Consider the following 16,651-nt stretch of genomic DNA (forward strand, 5'->3'; position numbering starts at 1 on the left):
CAAATCTGCGCGATCCCGTTACCGTGATGTGCACCCGAGAGCAGGAGCAGACATGTCCGAGCCATCCCCCGCCCAGATGCACGCGATCTCGGACGAGACGCGCGCCACGGTCGACGACGTGCTCGATTACGCACGACGTCGTGCGCTGTACCAGGACGTGCCGCTCGACAAGCCGATGACGCCACGCGACCTCGCACGTCTCGCGTCGGGCTCGATCACGGCGGACGGCATCGGCGCCCGCCGCGCGATCTCGCTGTTCGAGAACGTGCTCGCGCCCGCGTGCCTGTCGACCGACCACCCGGGGTACCTGTCGTTCATCCCCTCGGCTCCGAGCAAGGCCGCGCTCGCGTTCGACGTCGTGGTCTCGGCGTCCGCCGTCTACGGGGGCTCCTGGATGGAGGGAGCCGGTGCCGTCTTCGCCGAGAACGAGGTGCTGCACTGGCTGGCGGCGGAGTTCGGGATGCCGGAGGGCTCGGGCGGTGTGTTCGTCCAGGGCGGCACGATCGGCAACCTCTCGGCCCTCGTCACCGCGCGCGACGCCGCGCGTCGCCGCAACCGCGAGGCCGGACGCCCCGACCCGGCGCGGTGGGTCGTCGTCTGCAGCGCCGAAGCGCACTCGTCCATCGCGTCTGCCGCGGCCGTCATGGACGTCGACGTCGCGACCGCCGCGGTCGACGCCGGCGGGCGGCTGCGCGGCGACGCCGTGGCGCGCGTGCTCGACGAGCTCGGCGAAGCGGTGTTCGCGGTGGTGGCGACCGCAGGCACGACCAACTTCGGCATCGTCGACGACATCGAGGGCGTCGGGGCCGAGGCGAACGCCCGCGGCGTGTGGTTCCACGTCGACGGCGCGTACGGCCTCGCGGCGATGCTCGTCGAGAGCGCGCGCCCGGCGTTCGCGGGCGTCGGGCTCGCCGACTCGGTGATCGTCGACCCGCACAAGTGGCTCTTCGCGCCGTTCGACGCGTGCGCGCTCATCTACCGCGAACCCTCGCTCGCGCTGTCGGCGCACACGCAGAAGGCCGAGTACCTCGACACCCTCACCGACAAGCCGGACTGGAACCCGTCCGACCTCGCCGTACAGCTCACCCGCCGTGCGCGCGGGCTGCCGCTGTGGTTCTCGCTGGCGACCCACGGCACCGAGCAGTACCGCGCGACGATCGCGTACGGCATCGGCCTCGCCCGTCGCATCGCCGACGAGATCGAGTCGCGCGAGGGCCTCTCGCTCGTGCGCGATCCGCAGCTGTCGGTGGTGGTGTTCCGGCGAGAGGGCTGGTCGGCTGGCGACTATGCGGCGTGGTCCGATCGGCTCCTCGAAGAGCAGCACGCGTTCGTCGTTCCGAGCTCGCACGCCGGTGAGCCGGTGCTGCGCTTCGCGATCGTCTCGCCGCTGACCACGTTCGAGCTGCTCACCGGGATCCTCGACACGCTGGCCTGAGGCATCCGTCGTCCCATCTCCTCTCGTCACCAGGTCAGCGGATGTCGCCGAGGTAGGCGGAATACGTGCGAAGAGTCCTACGCCGGTGAGATCACCTGATCTGGCGACGGGACGCTCGACGGATGCCGCGACCGGCCGCGCACGTAGGATGGAGGCATCCGTTCCCCATCCTGGGAACGCCTCCGCTCCGCAGGAAATGCCGTGACCTCAGCCGAATCCCGCACGTTCGACGTGCGCCACGTGCAGCTCGCACGTGCCGCTTTCGCGGCGCTCGGGGCGGTCATGATCACGTTCTCGCCCGACCACTCGGCCGCGGTCGGCATGGCGGTCTTCAGCGGTTTCGCGATCGCATCCGGACTCGTGCTGCTGCTGTCGGTGTGGCTCGTGTACCCGGCGGGCAGGCGCTGGCAGGCGGGCGTGCTCGGCGGGGTGACGCTCGTCGCGGGCATGGTCGGCGGGCTCGGGCCCATGCGCACCGTCGCGGGCTTCTTCGCCATCGTCATCACGTGGGCACTCGTGAGCGGGGGCCTCGAGCTCATCGGAGGCTCGCTCGGCCTGCGCGCCCGCACCGAGCGCCGTGAGATCGCGCCGGGCGTCGCCGATGCCCGGCCGCCGGCTCCGGTCGGTCCCCGCTCCGAGAGCCGCGACGCCGTCGTCGTCGGCGCGATCACTCTCCTCCTCGGCGTCGCGCTGCTGTTCGTGCAGCCCGCGTACGCGCTCGACTACACCATCGAAGAGGCGCGCCAGACGTTCACCCTCACCGGGGTCACGATCGGCGTGGGCGTCTTCGGCGGCTACGCCGCCATCATCGCCGTGTACCTCGGCATCGCAGGGTTCTCGCCCCGCCCCGCCGCGCCCGAGGCGGCGGAAGCACCCGCGTCCACCGATGCGGCCGATCAGAAGGACTCCGCGTGAGCGACGACCGTCCCACCCGCCGCGACCTCATGAAGCCCGTGCAGCTGCTCGGGCTCGCGTTCGGCGCCGCCGCGTTCGCCGGCATCGTGACGCTCGTGTCGATGGGGTTCTTCCAGCAGCGCACCGCCGAAGAGGCCCAGTCGGCCGTCGTCCTGGCGCTCATCATCGCCGGCGTGAGCTTCATCGCGGTGTTGCTGATCGTGTCGCTGCTGCTGCTGGCCGTCGACCCGGCGCAGGTCGCGAAGCAGGTCGATCGTCCGGTGCTGCTTCCCGACGAGGCCGACGACAAGGGCGATGACGAGAATCCGGATGCCGCGGCATCCGTCGACCCGAAGGCGTGATGCTCAGGCGCGAGACTTCACGAATGTCACCCCAGAACGCGAGAACGGTGACACAAGTGAAGTCTCGGCGCAGGACGAACGCGCTCGGGCGCTGACGCTCAGCGCGCGACGTCGTCAGGGACCGAGAGGTACTCGCCGACGAGCGCGGACGCCAGACCGTCGTAGGTCGCAGGGGTGAGTGCCAGCAGGCGCTGCTTGGCCTCGTCGCCGATGTCGAGGCCCCTCACGAACTCGGCGAGCTCGACCGCGCCGACGCGGCGCCCGCGCGTGAGGTCCTTCAGGAGCGCGTACGGGTCGCTGATCTGCGAGCGGCCTGCGGCGATCTCGGCGCGCACGACGGTCTGGATGGCCTCCGCGAGCACCTCCCAGTTCGCATCGAGGTCGGCCCGCAGCACGTCCTCCGCGAGTGAGATCTCGCCGAGGCCTCGCTCGAGGTTGTCGAGTGCGAGCAGCGAATGCCCGAAGGCGACGCCGATGTTGCGCTGCGTCGTCGAGTCGGTGAGGTCGCGCTGCAGACGGCTCGTCACGAGCGTCATGGCGAGGGTCGAGAACAGCCCGCCGGCGATCTCGAGGTTCGCCTCGGCGTTCTCGAACCGGATGGGGTTGATCTTGTGCGGCATCGTCGACGATCCCGTCGCACCGGCCACGGGGATCTGCGTGAAGTAGCCGATCGAGATGTACGTCCAGATGTCGGTCGCGAGATTGTGCAGGATGCCGCCCGCGTGGCGCGCGCGGTCGTACAGCTCGACCTGCCAGTCGTGCGACTCGATCTGCGTCGTGACCGGGTTGAAGTCCAGCCCGAGAGACTCGACGAACTCGAGCGAGATGTTCGGCCAGTCCGCGCTCGGGTCGGCCGCGAGGTGCGCCGACCAGGTGCCCGTCGCCCCGGAGAACTTCGCGAAGAACTCCCCTCCCGCGATCTGCGCCGCGACCCGCTCCAGGCGCCACACGAAGACGCCGAGCTCCTTGCCCATCGTCGACGGCGTCGCGGGCTGACCGTGGGTACGCGACAGCATCGCCGCGTCGCGGTGCGCCAGCGCGAGCCTGCGCAGCGCGGTGATGACCCGCTCGAGCTTGGGCAGCCACACGCCCTTCACGGCACGCTTCACGGTGAGCGCGTACGCGGTCGAGTTGATGTCCTCGCTCGTGCAGGCGAAGTGCGTCAGCTCGGCGATGGCGTCGAGTCCGAGCGTCGACAGGCGGTCGCGCACAAGATACTCGACGGCCTTGACGTCGTGCCGCGTGACCGACTCCTTCTCGGCGAGCCAGTCGATCTCGGCCTGGCCGAACTCGAGGTACAGGGCGCGCAGTCGTGCCTTGTCGGCGTCCGCGAGCGGCGACGTGCCGAAGAGCGAGCGGTCCGTGAGCGCGATCAGCCACTCCACCTCGACCTCGACGCGAGCGCGGTTCAGGCCCGCCTCCGAGAGGTACTCGCCGAGCTCGCCCACCGCCGGGCGGTACCGGCCGTCGAGCGGGCTCAGTGGCTGCCACGGTAGAGCGGAAGAGGGCAGAGAGGTCACGGTGGCTCCCGTCGGGCTTCGAAAACGGCCGGCGGACCGGCGCTACGGCACCGGTCGGATCGCGGGTTCGAGTTGCCGGAAGAGCGCCCGGCTCGCGCTCTCGATCATACCGAGCACCTCGTCGAACATCCGGGGCCCGGCGTAGTAGGGGTCGGGCACGTCGAGCGTGCGCGCGGCCGGATCGAACGACAGCAGCAGGGCGATCTTGTCGGCGTCGGCCTCGCTGCGGGCCCAGCCCCGCAGGATCCGCTCGTGGCTGCGGTCGAGCGCCACGATCAGATCGCCGTGGGCGAAGTCCGCATGCGTGAACTGCCGCGCGCGGTGGTGGGAGCCGTCGTACCCGGCGCGCGCGAGCGCCTCGATGGTGCGCTCGTCGGCGCGCTCGCCCACGTGCCAGTCGCCCGTGCCTGCGCTCGTCGAGGCGACGCGCGCGCCCAGTCCCGAGGCATCCGCCAGTCCCCGGAACACGACATCCGCCATCGGCGACCGGCAGATGTTGCCGGTGCAGACGAAGACGACGCGGAAGGGCTCCACGGCGCTCGCGGTCATGCGCTCCATTCTGGCGCGACGCACGCGCGCGCCCAAGTACGCCGGCGACCGCATCCCGACACCGGACGTTAAGGTTCTCTCCTCCACGAGGTCTTCCGCGACGGATGCCGCTCGCCTACGTTGTGAGGATCGAGGAGGGTCACGCACGCCCTCCTCCACTCGTGTGTCCGCTCCACCCACCAGGAGGATCCGTGCCCCGTCCCACCCGCCGCCTCACCGCGGCCCTGACCGCAGCGGGCGTCGCAGCAGCGTCCGTCGCGGGCTTCGCGGCACCAGCCGCAGCCTCCCCGACCGGCGTCGTGATCAACGAGTTCTCGTCGAGCACGACCGGCACCGACGTCGAGTACATCGAGCTGCTCGCACCGGTCGGCACCGACGTCTCGGGCTACCGGGTCCTCGAGATCGAGGGCGACTCCCCCACGTTCGGCATCGTCGACGGGATCTTCGCGCCCGGCACCCCGGACGCCTCCGGCCGCGTCCTGATGTCGCTCGCCGCGAACGAGCTCGAGAACGGCACGATCAGTCTCCTGCTGGTCACCGGCACCGCCCCTGCGCTCGGCACCGACCTCGACACGAACGACGACGGAGTCTTCGACGTCGACGGGTTCACGGTGGTCGACGCCGTCGCGATCAACGACGGCGGTGCCGGCGACCGCGCGTACGGCGGGGTCTCGCTCGGCGTCGCCTACGACGGTGCGGCGTTCGCACCCGGCGGCGCATCGCGCATGCCCGACGGCACCGACACCGACACCGCCGCGGACTGGGTGCGCAACGACTTCGACCTGGCCGGGATCGACGGCTTCACCGGCACTCTCGTCGCGGGCGAGGCGGTCAACACCCCGGGCACGGCCAACCGCACGACCCTCGACCCGGGCGGCCCGGCTGACGGCGCGGACTGCACAGCGGACCCCGTCACGATCGGCTCGGTGCAGGGCGCCGGCGCGGCGACCGGGGTGGCGGGCCAGTCGGTGCTCATCGAGGGCTTCGTCGTCGGTGATTTCCAGACCGGCGGCTTCGACGGTTACTACGTGCAGGATGCCGGTGACGGCGACTCCGCGACCTCGGACGGCATCTTCGTCTACGCGCCGGGCGGCGCAGCCGTCTCGGCGGGCGACGTCGTGTCGGTCTTCGGCACGGCGGGCGAGAACTTCGGCATGACCCAGGTCTCGGCCACCGATGTCGAGATCTGCGCGACCGGACAGGGCCTGCCCGCCGCGACCCCGCTCACGCTCCCGGCGAGCCCCGAGCAGCGCGAGGCGCTCGAGGGCATGTACGTGACCCTGCCGCAGCAGCTCGCGATCGGCGAGACGTTCGAGTTCGGCCGCTTCGGCACCATCACGCTGACCGTCGGCCGCCAGTACCAGCCGACGGGCCTGTACGACGCGGGGTCGCCCGAGGCCGTGGCGCTGGCCGCGGAGAACGTCGCCGAGAGCATCACGGTCGACGACGGGCGCGGCAACCAGAACCCCGACCCGGCGATCCACCCGAACGGCGAGGTCTTCACGCTCGCGAACACCTTCCGCAGCGGCGACCTGGTGACCGGCACCACCGGCATCCTCGACTACCGCTTCGACACGTGGGCCGTGCAGCCGACCGAGGGCGCCGAGTTCGCCACGGGCAACCCGCGCACCGCGGCGCCGGAGGTGGGCGGCGACCTGAGGGTCGCGAGCTTCAACGTGCTCAACTACTTCACGACGCTCACGGGTCCCGACGCGCGCGGCGCGAACGATCCCGTCGAGTTCGAGCGCCAGGAGACCAAGATCGTCACGGCGCTCGCCGAGATCGACGCCGACGTGTTCGGACTCATCGAGATCGAGAACAACGGCACGGCCGTCGCCGCGCTCACCGCGGCGCTGAACGAGCGCCTCGGTGCCGACGTGTACGACTACATCGACACCGGCGTGATCGGCACAGACGTCATCACGACGGCGCTCATCTACAAGCCCGCCTCGGTGACTCCGGCCGGCGACTTCCAGCTGATGGACCAGTCCGAGGACGCGCGCTGGCTCGACGACTTCAACCGCCCGGGCCTCACGCAGAGCTTCGCCGACGCGAACGGCACCACCTTCACGGTGGTCGTCAACCACCTGAAGTCGAAGGGCTCCGACTGCAACGCCGTCGGCGACCCGACGGACCCCAACGGTCAGGGCAACTGCAACGGCGTGCGCACGCAGGCAGCCGCAGCGCTCGCCGACTGGCTGGCGACCGACCCGACCGGTCAGGGCGCGGGGCGCGAGCTCATCATGGGCGACCTGAACTCGTACGCCCAGGAGGACCCCATCCAGGTGCTCGCGGCCGCCGGCTACACCGACCTGCTCGCGCAGTTCCAGGGGACGGATGCCTACTCGTACGTGTTCGACGGGCAGCTCGGCTACCTCGACTACGCACTCGCCGGTGGCGACGTGCTGGACGAGGTCGCGGGCGCTGCGACCTGGAACGTGAACGCCGACGAGCCGAGCCTCATCGACTACGACATGACGTTCAAGCAGCCCGCACAGGACGCGCTCTACGCACCCGACGCCTACCGCTCGAGCGACCACGACCCGGTGATCGTGGGGCTCTCGCTCACCCCGCCCGACACCACGGCGCCGACGATCGAGGCCACCGCCCACCCGTCGTTCGTGTTCCCGCCCAACAACAAGATGCGCACGATCGAGATGGACGTGGTCGCCGAAGACGACCGCGGCGACGTCACCGTCGAGCTCACCGACGTCTCCGTCAAGGGCACGTCGAAGGGCGCCTGGGAGCAGACCGGCGACCGCACGTTCGAGGTCAAGGCGGTGAACGGCGCGGTCTACAGGTTCACCTGGACGGCGACGGATGCCGCGGGCAACACCTCGACCGACACCGCGATCGTGAGGGTCGGCGTGAAGAGCCTGCTCGACCTCTCCTGATCCGCGCGAACCGACGCGAGGCGCCGTCCCTCCCGGGGGCGGCGCCTCGCGGTGCCCTCGGGGTCGTCGCGGCCGGGCCGGCGAGCGTACAGGGCAGGGCGACCGTCGGTTCCTCCCCAAGCGACGCGCGCAGCGCTGCCATGCACAGATCGCCCGCGGCGAGCTCGCGCCGATCTCGGCGGGCCGCAGCATGGACGCGTGATCGACCGCGCCGCTCCCGCCTCGCACCAGCTGTCCGTCGTCGAGCGCGACCTGGCCGCGATCATCGAACGGCTGACGGATGCCGCCGCCACCGCGCGGGGCCTCTCCGCCGCGACCGACTGGCAGTCCGCTGCCGCGACCGCCTTCCACGTGAAGGCCGAGGCGTGGGCCGGTGCCGTCTTGGGACTCGTGTGCCTCGCCGAGACCGCGCGGATCGATGCGTCGCACGCCCGTGACCGCGCCGCGTTCCGCGAAGCCGACGTCTACGCGGCCGCCTTCGCCCCGGCAGGCGCGCGATGACCGGCGACGAGCACGACCCGCTCAGCGGCGGCGATCTCACGCCCGACGTCGACCGTCGGCGTGACATCGACCTCGCGGATCCCGTGAGCACGCTGCTCGAGGCCTGGCCGCGCGCCGGGACCGGGCTCGAGTTCCGGGGCGGCGGTGCCGTCGCCGTCGACACGAGCACCCTGCGCCATACGGCCGCGCTGTTCGTCGCGGCGGAGGCAGAGCTCGGGGGGATCTGCCGGCAGCTCGGCGATCCGCAGGCGGTGCTGCTGTGGCTGCGCGGGCACGCGTCGGACGCCGCGTCGTCGGTGGCCATGCTCTTCCAGCGCCTGATCGAGGTCAGGGCCGAAGCGCACCGCATCGCCGCGGCGCTGCGCGAAGCGGCCATCGCCTACGAGCTGGTCGAGCTGAACGCCGAGCATCGCACGGCGGTGGCGGAGGGCGATGACGCGAGGGCGGCGGCCGTCGACGCGCGCATGACGCTCCTGATCGAGGAGCACCCCGAGGCGTGGAGGACAGCGCTCGCCGCCGAGACCGACCGCGCGATCAACTGGCCCGGCGAGCTCGCGCGGCAGGCCGCAGAGAGCGGGCTCGTCGTCGGCGCCGAGTTCGGCGGTCCCGCCGGCATCGGCACCGGCGCCGCGCTGGGTCTCGGCACGATCGCCGGAGCCGCGGTGCTCGGCATCGGCGGTCAGGGCCGGCTTCACCGCGATGCGCGGCTCGCCGGCCAGGCAGGACCCGTGACCCTGACGACCGTGCCTCCGGTGGCGACCGCCGGCGCGCCGCGGAGCCTGACGGCGGTGACCCAGCGGATGCCGGGGGCCGGGAATTCGCGTGTGCGCGTCGAGAAGTACACGATGCCCGACGGATCGAAGCAGTTCGCGGTCTACATCGCCGGGATGCAGTCGTTCGCGTACGGGGGCGACGACCCGTGGGACAACCTTTCGAACCACGAGCTGTACACCGGCCGGCAGTCGGAGTCGTTCGCCGCGACGAAGCAGGCGCTGGCCGAGGCCGGCGCGGAGCCCGGTGACGTCGTGCATGCGTTCGGGCACTCGCAGGGCGCCATGATCGGGTCGCACCTGGCGCTCGATGGCGAATACGACACGCGCACGCTCGTCACGTTCGGCAGCCCCGTCGCGGCCGACGTCGGCACGGGCACGCTCAGCGTGACGCTGCGCCACACCGACGACCCAGTGGCCGCGCTCGCCGGCGGAGGACACAACGCTGCCGTCGGCGCCCCCGGCAGCTTCGTGGTCGAGCGCGTGGCCGACACCGGGGTCGGCCTCGCCGACGTCGCCGTGCCGGGCCACCGCATGACCGCCTACGCCGAGACGGCGGCGCTCGTCGACGCCTCGACCGATCCGCGGGTCGGTGAGCTGCGGGCCGTCTTCGATCAGCTCGCGAACGCCGAGTCGGTCGAGATCAGCGAATACGCCGTGACGCGGGGGTGAGCGTCAGCTCTTCGAGCGCGGGCGCAGGATGATGCCGAAGACCCAGTTGATGAGCGAGATGATGATCGCCGCGACGACGCCCCACCAGAAGTCCTCGACGCGCAGGCCCCAGTTCCAGAAGCCCGTGATCCACGCGGTCAGCCACAGCAGGAACGCGTTGATGATGAGGCCGATGAGGCCGAGCGTCAGGATGTACAGCGGGAACGCCAGCACCTTGATGACGGTGCCGATGATCGTGTTGACCAGAGCGAAGATCGCGGCGACGAGCAGCAGCGTGAGCACCAGCTGCAGGGTCTCGCCGGGCGGGAACGGGATCACGAAGACCTGCAGCGCGGGGATCAGGGTGACGACCCAGATCGCGAAGGCGTTGATCACGACGCGGATGAGGAAGCCCATAGTGCGTCAGTCTGGCATGCGGCCTGACGGTCGCCAATGCTTTCCCGCCCGCCCCGGGTGGCGGCATCCGTCCTCGCTCGTAGACTCGGGACGTGACCGACGCGCCCGAGATCCCCGTCCGCGTGCGCCCCGAAGTCGCCGCGCTGCCGCCCTACAAGCAGGGCAGGCAGGCGGGCGCCGAGGCGTTCAAGCTGTCGAGCAACGAGAACCCGTTCGATCCGCTCCCGGGGGTGCTCGAGCGCGTGCGGGCCGCGTCGGCGCTCAACCGGTATCCGGATGCCTCGGCCGCGCGCCTGCGGGAGCGCCTCGCCGAGCGGTACGGCGTCGGCACCGACGCCGTGCACATCGGCGCCGGGAGCGTCTCGATCCTCGCGCAGCTCGTTCAGGCGACCTGCGGCCCGGGCGACGAGCTCGTGTACGCGTGGCGGTCGTTCGAGGCGTACCCGTGGCTCGCGGTGGTCGCCGGCGCGACCGCGGTGCACGTGCCGCTCCGCGAGGGCGCCCGTCACGACTTCGACGCCATGGCCGCGGCGATCACCGACCGCACCCGCGCGATCATCGTGTGCAGCCCGAACAACCCGACGGGTCCGATCGTCACCCAGGCCGAGTTCGACGCGTTCGTGCAGCGTGTCCCGGCCGACGTGCTGCTGATCCTCGACGAGGCGTACGCCGAGTTCGTCACAGATCCCGACGCGGTGAACGGCCTGCGCGAACCGGGTGGTCCGCGGAATCCGAACGTCGTCGTCCTCCGTACGTTCTCGAAGGCGTACGGACTCGCGGGCCTCCGGGTCGGCTACGCCGTCGGCCATCCCCGCGTGCTCGACGCGGCGCGCAGCACGGCGATCCCGCTGTCGGTCACCGCCCACGCCGAGGAGGCGGCGCTGGCGAGCCTCGAAGCCGAGGCCGAGCTGCTCGAGCGGGTGCACGAGATCGCGGAGCGTCGCGATCGCCTGGTTGCCGCCCTGCGCGATGCCGGGTGGAACATCCCCGACGCGCAGGGCAATTTCGTGTGGCTGCCCAGCGGGGACGAGACGCTGACGTTCGCGGCGGCCTTCGAGGAGGCGGGTCTCATCGTCCGCCCGTTCGCCGGCGACGGCATCCGGATCTCGGTCGGCGAAGAAGAATCTGTCGACAAGGTCCTACGGATCGCGGCATCCGTTGTTAAGGACCTCCCAGAGGGCCATCCGGGGCGCGGGCTAGCGTAGAACGGTGACTTCGCCCGAAGATTCGGTGACGACCGACGCCCTCGTCCGCTTCCTCCAGGCGGACGGCACGTTCGCGCCGAGCCCGGCCGCGGAACCCTACCTCGCACTCGTCGAAGGCCTCGCCGACGCCGACCTGGAGCGGTTCTACCGCGACATGGCCGTCATCCGCGCGTTCGACGTCCAGGCGACGAACCTGCAGCGGCAGGGACAGCTCGCGCTGTGGCCGCCGAGCTACGGCCAGGAGGCCGCGCAGGTCGGCTCGGCGCACGCCGCGCGGCCGCAGGACCATATCTTCCCGTCGTACCGCGAGCACGTCGTGACCAAGATCCGCGGTGTCGACCCGATCGACATCATCCGGCTCATGCGGGGTCTCACGCACGGCGGCTGGAACCCGTTCGACCCGAAGAACGGCAACACGCACATCTACACGCTCGTGCTGGGCGCCCAGACGCTCCACGCGACCGGCTTCGGCATGGCCCTCACGCTCGACGGGCGCTGCGGCACCGGCGACCCGGAGCGCGACGAGGCCGTCATCGTCTACTACGGCGACGGCGCCTCCAGCCAGGGCGACGTGCACGAGGCCATGGTCTTCGCGAACAGCTACCGCACCCCCGAGGTGTTCTTCCTGCAGAACAACCAGTGGGCGATCTCGGTGCCGGTCGCGACGCAGTCGCGCTCGCCGCTGTACAAGCGCGGCGCGGGCTACGGCATGCCGAGCATCCCCATCGACGGCAACGACGTGCTCGCGAGCTGGGCCGTCACGCGCACCGCGCTCGACGAGGCGCGCGCCGGTCACGGACCGCGGGCGATCGAGGCGATGACCTACCGCCTGGGTGCGCACACCACGAGCGACGACCCGACCAAGTACCGCACGGCCGACGAGGAGGAGTCGTGGCGCCGCCGCGACCCGATCGCCCGCATGAAGGCGTACCTCCTGTCGCGCGGCGCATCCGAGGGATTCTTCGCCGACGTGGACGCCGAGTCCCAGGCTCTCGCCGACGACACCCGCACGCGCACCAACGCTCTCGGCGGCCTCGAGGCCGACGGCATGTTCGCACACGTGTACTCGGAGCCGCACGCGCTGATCGACGAGCAGCGGCGATGGCTCGCCGACTATGAGGCATCCTTCGAGGGAGGCGCATCGTGACCTCGACCGCACAGGCGACGCCGGTGACGGCATCCGCCATCCAGACGATGCCGTTCAGCCGGGCGATCAACGCGGGCCTACGTGCGGCGATGACGGCGAGTGATCGCGTCCTGCTCATGGGCGAGGACATCGGCAAGCTCGGCGGCGTCTTCCGCGTGACCGAGGGCCTCGTCGCCGAGTTCGGCGACCGCCGCGTGCTCGACACGCCGCTCGCCGAGTCGGGCATCGTGGGAACCGCGATCGGCCTCGCGATGGCGGGCTTCCGACCCGTCATCGAGATCCAGTTCGACGGCTTCGTCTTCCCCGCGTTCGACCAGATCACGACGCAGCTCGCGAAGATCACCAACCGTCACGAGGGCGCGGTGCAGATGCCCGTCGTCATCCGCATCCCCTACGGCGGCCACATCGGCGCCGTCGAGCACCACCAGGAGAGCCCCGAGGCGTACTTCACGCACACCGCCGGGCTCCGGGTCGTGAGCCCCTCGACGCCGAACGACGGCTACTGGATGATCCAGGACGCCATCGCGTCGGCGGACCCGGTGATCTTCCTCGAGCCCAAGAGCAAGTACTGGCAGAAGGGCGAGGTCGACACCTCGGCGCGCGCGCTGCCGCTGCACGCCTCGCGCGTGGTTCGTCGCGGCACCGACGTCACGCTCGTCGGCCACGGCGCCATGGTGACGACGCTGCTGCAGGCCGCGTCGATCGCCGAGTCCGAGGGCACGTCGTGCGAGGTCGTCGACCTGAGGTCGCTGTCGCCTGTCGACTACGGCCCGATCCTCGACTCGGTGCGCCGCACCGGCCGCATGGTCTACGCGCAGGAGGCGCCGGGCTTCACGAGCCTGGGCTCGGAGGTCGCCGCGACCGTCATGGAGAAGGCGTTCTACGCCCTCGAGGCGCCGGTGCTGCGCGTGTCGGGCTTCGACACGCCCTTCCCCGCCGCGAAGCTCGAGGGGGCTTACCTCCCCGACGCGGACCGCGTCCTCGAAGCCGTCGACCGCGCGCTCGCCTACTGAGAGGAGCTCGCATGAGCACCCAGACCTTCCTTCTCCCCGATGTCGGCGAAGGCCTCACCGAGGCCGAGATCGTGCAATGGCGCGTGCAGCCCGGAGACACGGTCGCCGTCAACGACGTGCTCGTCGAGATCGAGACCGCCAAGTCGCTGGTCGAGCTGCCGTCGCCGTTCGCGGGAACGGTCGGCGAGGTGCTTGCCACGGAGGGCCAGACCGTGAACGTCGGGGCGCCCATCATCACGATCGCCTCGGCGACGGATGCCGCGGGCCCGGCGACGGTCGGACAGTCCGAGCACGGCGGGCCGAGCGACCCATCGACCGACGGCGGCGAAGGCGCGGTGCTCGTGGGCTACGGCACCGGAGGTCACGTGCAGTCGCGGCGCCGGAAGCCGGCGGCGACCCCCGAGCAGCGGGTCGCGGCATCCGTCGGCGTCGTGGCGAAGCCGCCGATCCGCAAGCTGGCGCGCGACCTCGGCGTCGATCTGGGGGCGGTCCAGCCGAGCGGGCCTGCCGGTGAGGTGACGCGCGACGACGTCATGCGGCACGCGTCGCAGGCGAGCGTGTTCCGCAACATCGAGACCCCCGCGTGGGGCGACGTGCGCGAGGAGACGATCCCCGTGCCCGCCGCGGCAGCGGCGAGGCCCGCGACGGTCGCGCCCGCGAACCCTGTGCCCGACGCGGCGGGCCGCGAGGAGACCATCGCCGTCAAGGGCGTGCGCAAGGCCACGTCGTCCGCGATGGTTCAGTCGGCCTACTCGGCCCCGCACGTGTCGGTGTGGACCGACGTCGACGCGACGCGCACGATGGAGCTCGTCAAGCGACTCAAGGCCTCCCCCGACTTCGCCGACATCAAGGTCTCGCCGCTGCTGATCATGGCGCGGGCGGTCATCTGGGCCGTGCGCCGCACGCCGATGGTCAACGCCGCGTGGGTGGACGCCGAGGGGGGCGCCGAGATCCGCGTGCGCCGCTACGTCAACCTGGGCATCGCCGCGGCGACGCCGCGGGGCCTGCTCGTCCCGAACATCAAGGACGCGCAGGACCTGTCGATGCGCGATCTCGCCCGTGCGCTCGAGAAGCTGACGCTCACGGCGCGCGAAGGACGCACGACGCCTGCCGACCAGCAGGGCGGCACGATCACGATCACGAACATCGGCGTCTTCGGCATGGACGCCGGCACGCCCATCATCAACCCCGGCGAGTCGGGCATCGTCGCGATGGGCACGATCCGCCAGAAGCCGTGGGTCGTCGACGGCGAGGTACGCCCGCGCTTCGTCACGACGGTGTCTGGGTCGTTCGACCACCGCGTGATCGACGGCGACGGGATGTCGCGCTTCATCGCCGACGTCGCCTCCATCCTCGAGGAGCCCGCGCTGCTGCTGGACTGAGGCGGCACGCCGGCGCGAGCCCGACCTGTGGTGCGATCTCAGGAAACCGGGGCCGTGGTCAGGAGGCGGCGCAGCCGGTCGGTGATGCGGCGGGCCACCGAGCGGTGGTCGGGATGCCGCAGGCCCACGTCGACCTCGACGACGTCGCCGTCGCGGTGCACCAGGAACAGCGTCCGGAGGTCGCCGTCACCGAGCGCCGCCGAGCCGGTTCGGCTGAGCCGCGCCGTGCGCCATCTGCCCACACGGTGCATCGGGACGACCGCGGCGGCCACCCGGCCGCGGGCCGAGATGCGGACGTCGACGCGGTCGGCGGCGCGGCGCCGCGGCATCCGCGCGGTCACGAGGATGCGGCCGCGCAGGTGCCGCACGCGCACGCGGGCGAGCTCTCCCTCGTCGACGGCGGGGACCCGTTCGTGGCGCGCGACGGCCCGCTGCTGCACCTCCGCCCACCGTGCGACCGTGGCGGCGTCGTCGTGCCGCCGCGCCGCCGCGCGGGCCGCCAGGCGCATGGCCGCGAGCTCGTCGTCGTCCTGCAGGCACACGTGGACCAGCGCGCGGGCGGCGGCGTCGACGTCGCCGTCGGGCACCAGCCGGCCGTTGCGCCCGTCGGCGATGACCTCGGCGGGCCCGTAGCGGATGTCGTACGCGATCGGCACGCATCCCGCCGCCATCGCCTCGAGGAGGCTCAGCGACTCGCCCTCCGACCTGCTCGTGAGCAGCGTCCACGATCCGCGGAGGTACAGATCGGCCGCGTGCGGCACGTATCCGGTGAATGTCACCGCGTGCGACAGGCCGAGCCGCGCGGCCTCGGCCTCGAGCTTCGCGTGGCGATCGCCCTCGCCGACGATCTCGACTGTGACGGGGATGTCGAGGGCACGCGCCTCGGCCAGGACGCGCAGCGCGTGGTCGAGGCGCTTGATCCCACTGAGCCGCGACACGATCACGCCGTGGAGCCGATCCGGCGGCAGTCGGGGCACGTGGTCCGGAATCGTGACGGCATTGGGGACCACCTCGAGGTTGCCCGGATCGCCGAGCTGTTCGATCACCGTCGCGCGCTGGCGCTCGGTGAGGAACACCACGGCGTCCCAGCGGTGCAGGTTCTCGAAGATACTGCGCCGCGAGGCGGTGAGCCGTCCCTGGGCGTCGTGGTGCGCACCGTGCACGACGTGGATCTTCGTGATCTCGGGATGCCGGTACTTCTGCAGCGAGCGGGCCGCCGTCTTGCTGTCGACGATCATGACCGCACGCTCGTGCGCCACCACGTCGTCGAGCCACGCGAAGCGGAACGCGGTGGCCGAGGTCCACTGACCGGTGGTGCGACCGACGCGGTCGAACGCGGTGATGAGGCGCTGATCCCTGGGGCCGCGCTCCTCGAGCACCGCGAGGGTGCCGTCCGCGCGGCGATGCTCGATGCGCACGTCGCGCTCGCCGTCGCGCCAGCGCAGCACCGAGCCCTCCGGAGTCGCCTCCTCTTCGTCGGGAGCGCCCGGGGCTCTGCTGGGTCGCCTCGGCACGGGCGCCGGCGGGCGCTCGCTGCGGCGGAAGTCCTCGTAGATGTTGCGGAGCCGCATGCCGTCGACGAGCTCGCCCCTTTCCCGAAGCAGTCGCCGGACCTCGTCGTAGTCGGGGCGCGATTCGAACGTGAGGATCCCGACATCGGCGGCGGCCCCGTGCTGCACGAACGCCCTCGACCGCTGCAGCAGCGCGGCTGTCATCCCCCCGTGCTCCGGCGGGATCCCCCACGTGACCGCGAGCTGCCGCCGGTGCGGCAGAGACCCGCGCACGGCGGAGGGGTCGAGCGTCATGCCATGAACCGTACGGCCCGCGTCGCCACGGGACTCAGGGCTTGACATCGTGGTCGAGCGTGCGCTTCACGTGCGGGGCCTCTCCTGGATTTGAGAACGATTATCA

Annotated in this window: 14 protein-coding genes; 10 read left to right on the top strand and 4 right to left on the bottom strand. The window is 71.4% G+C overall.

Annotated features, from left to right (window positions below; translation table 11 throughout):
• Positions 1 to 52 precede the first annotated feature (52 nt).
• The 3 genes from AC3ANN_RS18395 to AC3ANN_RS18405 all read left to right on the top strand — a co-directional run bounded on the left by AC3ANN_RS18395 (position 53) and on the right by AC3ANN_RS18405 (position 2,691).
• Positions 53 to 1,435, top strand: a complete 1,383-nt coding sequence (locus tag AC3ANN_RS18395) for a pyridoxal phosphate-dependent decarboxylase family protein (RefSeq protein ID WP_488338820.1) — start codon at positions 53 to 55, stop codon at positions 1,433 to 1,435.
• Between the two features lie 201 nt (positions 1,436 to 1,636).
• On the top strand, positions 1,637 to 2,350 hold the full coding sequence (locus AC3ANN_RS18400; protein ID WP_488338821.1) for an acyl-CoA synthetase: 714 nt from the start codon (positions 1,637 to 1,639) through the stop codon (positions 2,348 to 2,350).
• Positions 2,347 to 2,691 (top strand): amino acid transporter, encoded by a 345-nt coding sequence (locus AC3ANN_RS18405; protein WP_488338822.1) that lies wholly within the window; start codon positions 2,347 to 2,349, stop codon positions 2,689 to 2,691. The genes AC3ANN_RS18400 and AC3ANN_RS18405 overlap by 4 nt, the downstream gene beginning before the upstream one ends.
• Before the next feature lie 98 nt (positions 2,692 to 2,789).
• Here the strand turns inward: AC3ANN_RS18405 and purB are convergent, their stop codons facing one another.
• Both purB and AC3ANN_RS18415 read right to left on the bottom strand, forming a co-directional pair.
• Positions 2,790 to 4,211, bottom strand: coding sequence for an adenylosuccinate lyase (gene purB / locus AC3ANN_RS18410; RefSeq protein WP_488338823.1), 1,422 nt, complete (start codon positions 4,209 to 4,211; stop codon positions 2,790 to 2,792).
• Positions 4,212 to 4,253: 42 nt separating this feature from the next.
• Positions 4,254 to 4,760, bottom strand: a complete 507-nt coding sequence (locus tag AC3ANN_RS18415) for a low molecular weight protein-tyrosine-phosphatase (protein ID WP_488338824.1) — start codon at positions 4,758 to 4,760, stop codon at positions 4,254 to 4,256.
• Between the two features lie 191 nt (positions 4,761 to 4,951).
• Between AC3ANN_RS18415 and AC3ANN_RS18420 the strand changes: the two genes are divergently transcribed.
• The 3 genes from AC3ANN_RS18420 to AC3ANN_RS18430 all read left to right on the top strand — a co-directional run bounded on the left by AC3ANN_RS18420 (position 4,952) and on the right by AC3ANN_RS18430 (position 9,597).
• Positions 4,952 to 7,654 carry an ExeM/NucH family extracellular endonuclease gene (locus AC3ANN_RS18420; RefSeq protein ID WP_488338825.1) on the top strand — a complete coding sequence of 901 codons (2,703 nt, stop codon included), beginning with the start codon at positions 4,952 to 4,954 and terminating at the stop codon, positions 7,652 to 7,654.
• Positions 7,655 to 7,852: 198 nt separating this feature from the next.
• Entirely contained in the window at positions 7,853 to 8,155 is a 303-nt protein-coding gene (locus tag AC3ANN_RS18425; RefSeq protein ID WP_488338826.1) for a hypothetical protein, read from the top strand.
• Positions 8,152 to 9,597, top strand: coding sequence for a hypothetical protein (locus tag AC3ANN_RS18430; protein WP_488338827.1), 1,446 nt, complete (start codon positions 8,152 to 8,154; stop codon positions 9,595 to 9,597). The genes AC3ANN_RS18425 and AC3ANN_RS18430 overlap by 4 nt, the downstream gene beginning before the upstream one ends.
• A gap of 3 nt (positions 9,598 to 9,600) precedes the next feature.
• Here AC3ANN_RS18430 and AC3ANN_RS18435 read toward each other — a convergent pair whose 3' ends face one another.
• On the bottom strand, positions 9,601 to 9,993 hold the full coding sequence (locus AC3ANN_RS18435; protein ID WP_488338828.1) for a phage holin family protein: 393 nt from the start codon (positions 9,991 to 9,993) through the stop codon (positions 9,601 to 9,603).
• A 92-nt stretch (positions 9,994 to 10,085) separates the two neighbouring features.
• On the opposite strand from AC3ANN_RS18435, the gene AC3ANN_RS18440 reads away from it, so the two are divergent.
• The 4 genes from AC3ANN_RS18440 to AC3ANN_RS18455 are packed head-to-tail and all read left to right on the top strand — an operon-like array spanning position 10,086 to position 14,740.
• Positions 10,086 to 11,198 (top strand): histidinol-phosphate transaminase, encoded by a 1,113-nt coding sequence (locus AC3ANN_RS18440; protein ID WP_488338829.1) that lies wholly within the window; start codon positions 10,086 to 10,088, stop codon positions 11,196 to 11,198.
• Between the two features lie 4 nt (positions 11,199 to 11,202).
• Positions 11,203 to 12,345, top strand: coding sequence for a thiamine pyrophosphate-dependent dehydrogenase E1 component subunit alpha (locus AC3ANN_RS18445; protein WP_488338830.1), 1,143 nt, complete (start codon positions 11,203 to 11,205; stop codon positions 12,343 to 12,345).
• A gap of 47 nt (positions 12,346 to 12,392) precedes the next feature.
• Positions 12,393 to 13,358 (top strand): alpha-ketoacid dehydrogenase subunit beta, encoded by a 966-nt coding sequence (locus tag AC3ANN_RS18450; RefSeq protein WP_488340873.1) that lies wholly within the window; start codon positions 12,393 to 12,395, stop codon positions 13,356 to 13,358.
• A gap of 11 nt (positions 13,359 to 13,369) precedes the next feature.
• Entirely contained in the window at positions 13,370 to 14,740 is a 1,371-nt protein-coding gene (locus tag AC3ANN_RS18455; RefSeq protein WP_488338831.1) for a dihydrolipoamide acetyltransferase family protein, read from the top strand.
• Between the two features lie 38 nt (positions 14,741 to 14,778).
• Here AC3ANN_RS18455 and AC3ANN_RS18460 read toward each other — a convergent pair whose 3' ends face one another.
• Positions 14,779 to 16,545 carry a glycosyltransferase gene (locus tag AC3ANN_RS18460; protein ID WP_488338832.1) on the bottom strand — a complete coding sequence of 589 codons (1,767 nt, stop codon included), beginning with the start codon at positions 16,543 to 16,545 and terminating at the stop codon, positions 14,779 to 14,781.
• Positions 16,546 to 16,651 lie beyond the last annotated feature (106 nt).

It is taken from the genome of Microbacterium sp. STRO-2N (assembly GCF_057747775.1).

Excerpts from the sequence above, each read along its gene's own strand:
- AC3ANN_RS18395 (WP_488338820.1), top strand. The coding sequence starts at position 53 with ATGTCCGAGCCATCCCCCGCCCAGATGCACGCGATCTCGGACGAGACG.
- AC3ANN_RS18415 (WP_488338824.1), bottom strand. The coding sequence starts at position 4,760 with ATGACCGCGAGCGCCGTGGAGCCCTTCCGCGTCGTCTTCGTCTGCACC.
- AC3ANN_RS18430 (WP_488338827.1), top strand. The coding sequence starts at position 8,152 with ATGACCGGCGACGAGCACGACCCGCTCAGCGGCGGCGATCTCACGCCC.
- AC3ANN_RS18435 (WP_488338828.1), bottom strand. The coding sequence starts at position 9,993 with ATGGGCTTCCTCATCCGCGTCGTGATCAACGCCTTCGCGATCTGGGTC.
- AC3ANN_RS18450 (WP_488340873.1), top strand. The coding sequence starts at position 12,393 with ATGCCGTTCAGCCGGGCGATCAACGCGGGCCTACGTGCGGCGATGACG.
- AC3ANN_RS18455 (WP_488338831.1), top strand. The coding sequence starts at position 13,370 with ATGAGCACCCAGACCTTCCTTCTCCCCGATGTCGGCGAAGGCCTCACC.
- AC3ANN_RS18460 (WP_488338832.1), bottom strand. The coding sequence starts at position 16,545 with ATGACGCTCGACCCCTCCGCCGTGCGCGGGTCTCTGCCGCACCGGCGG.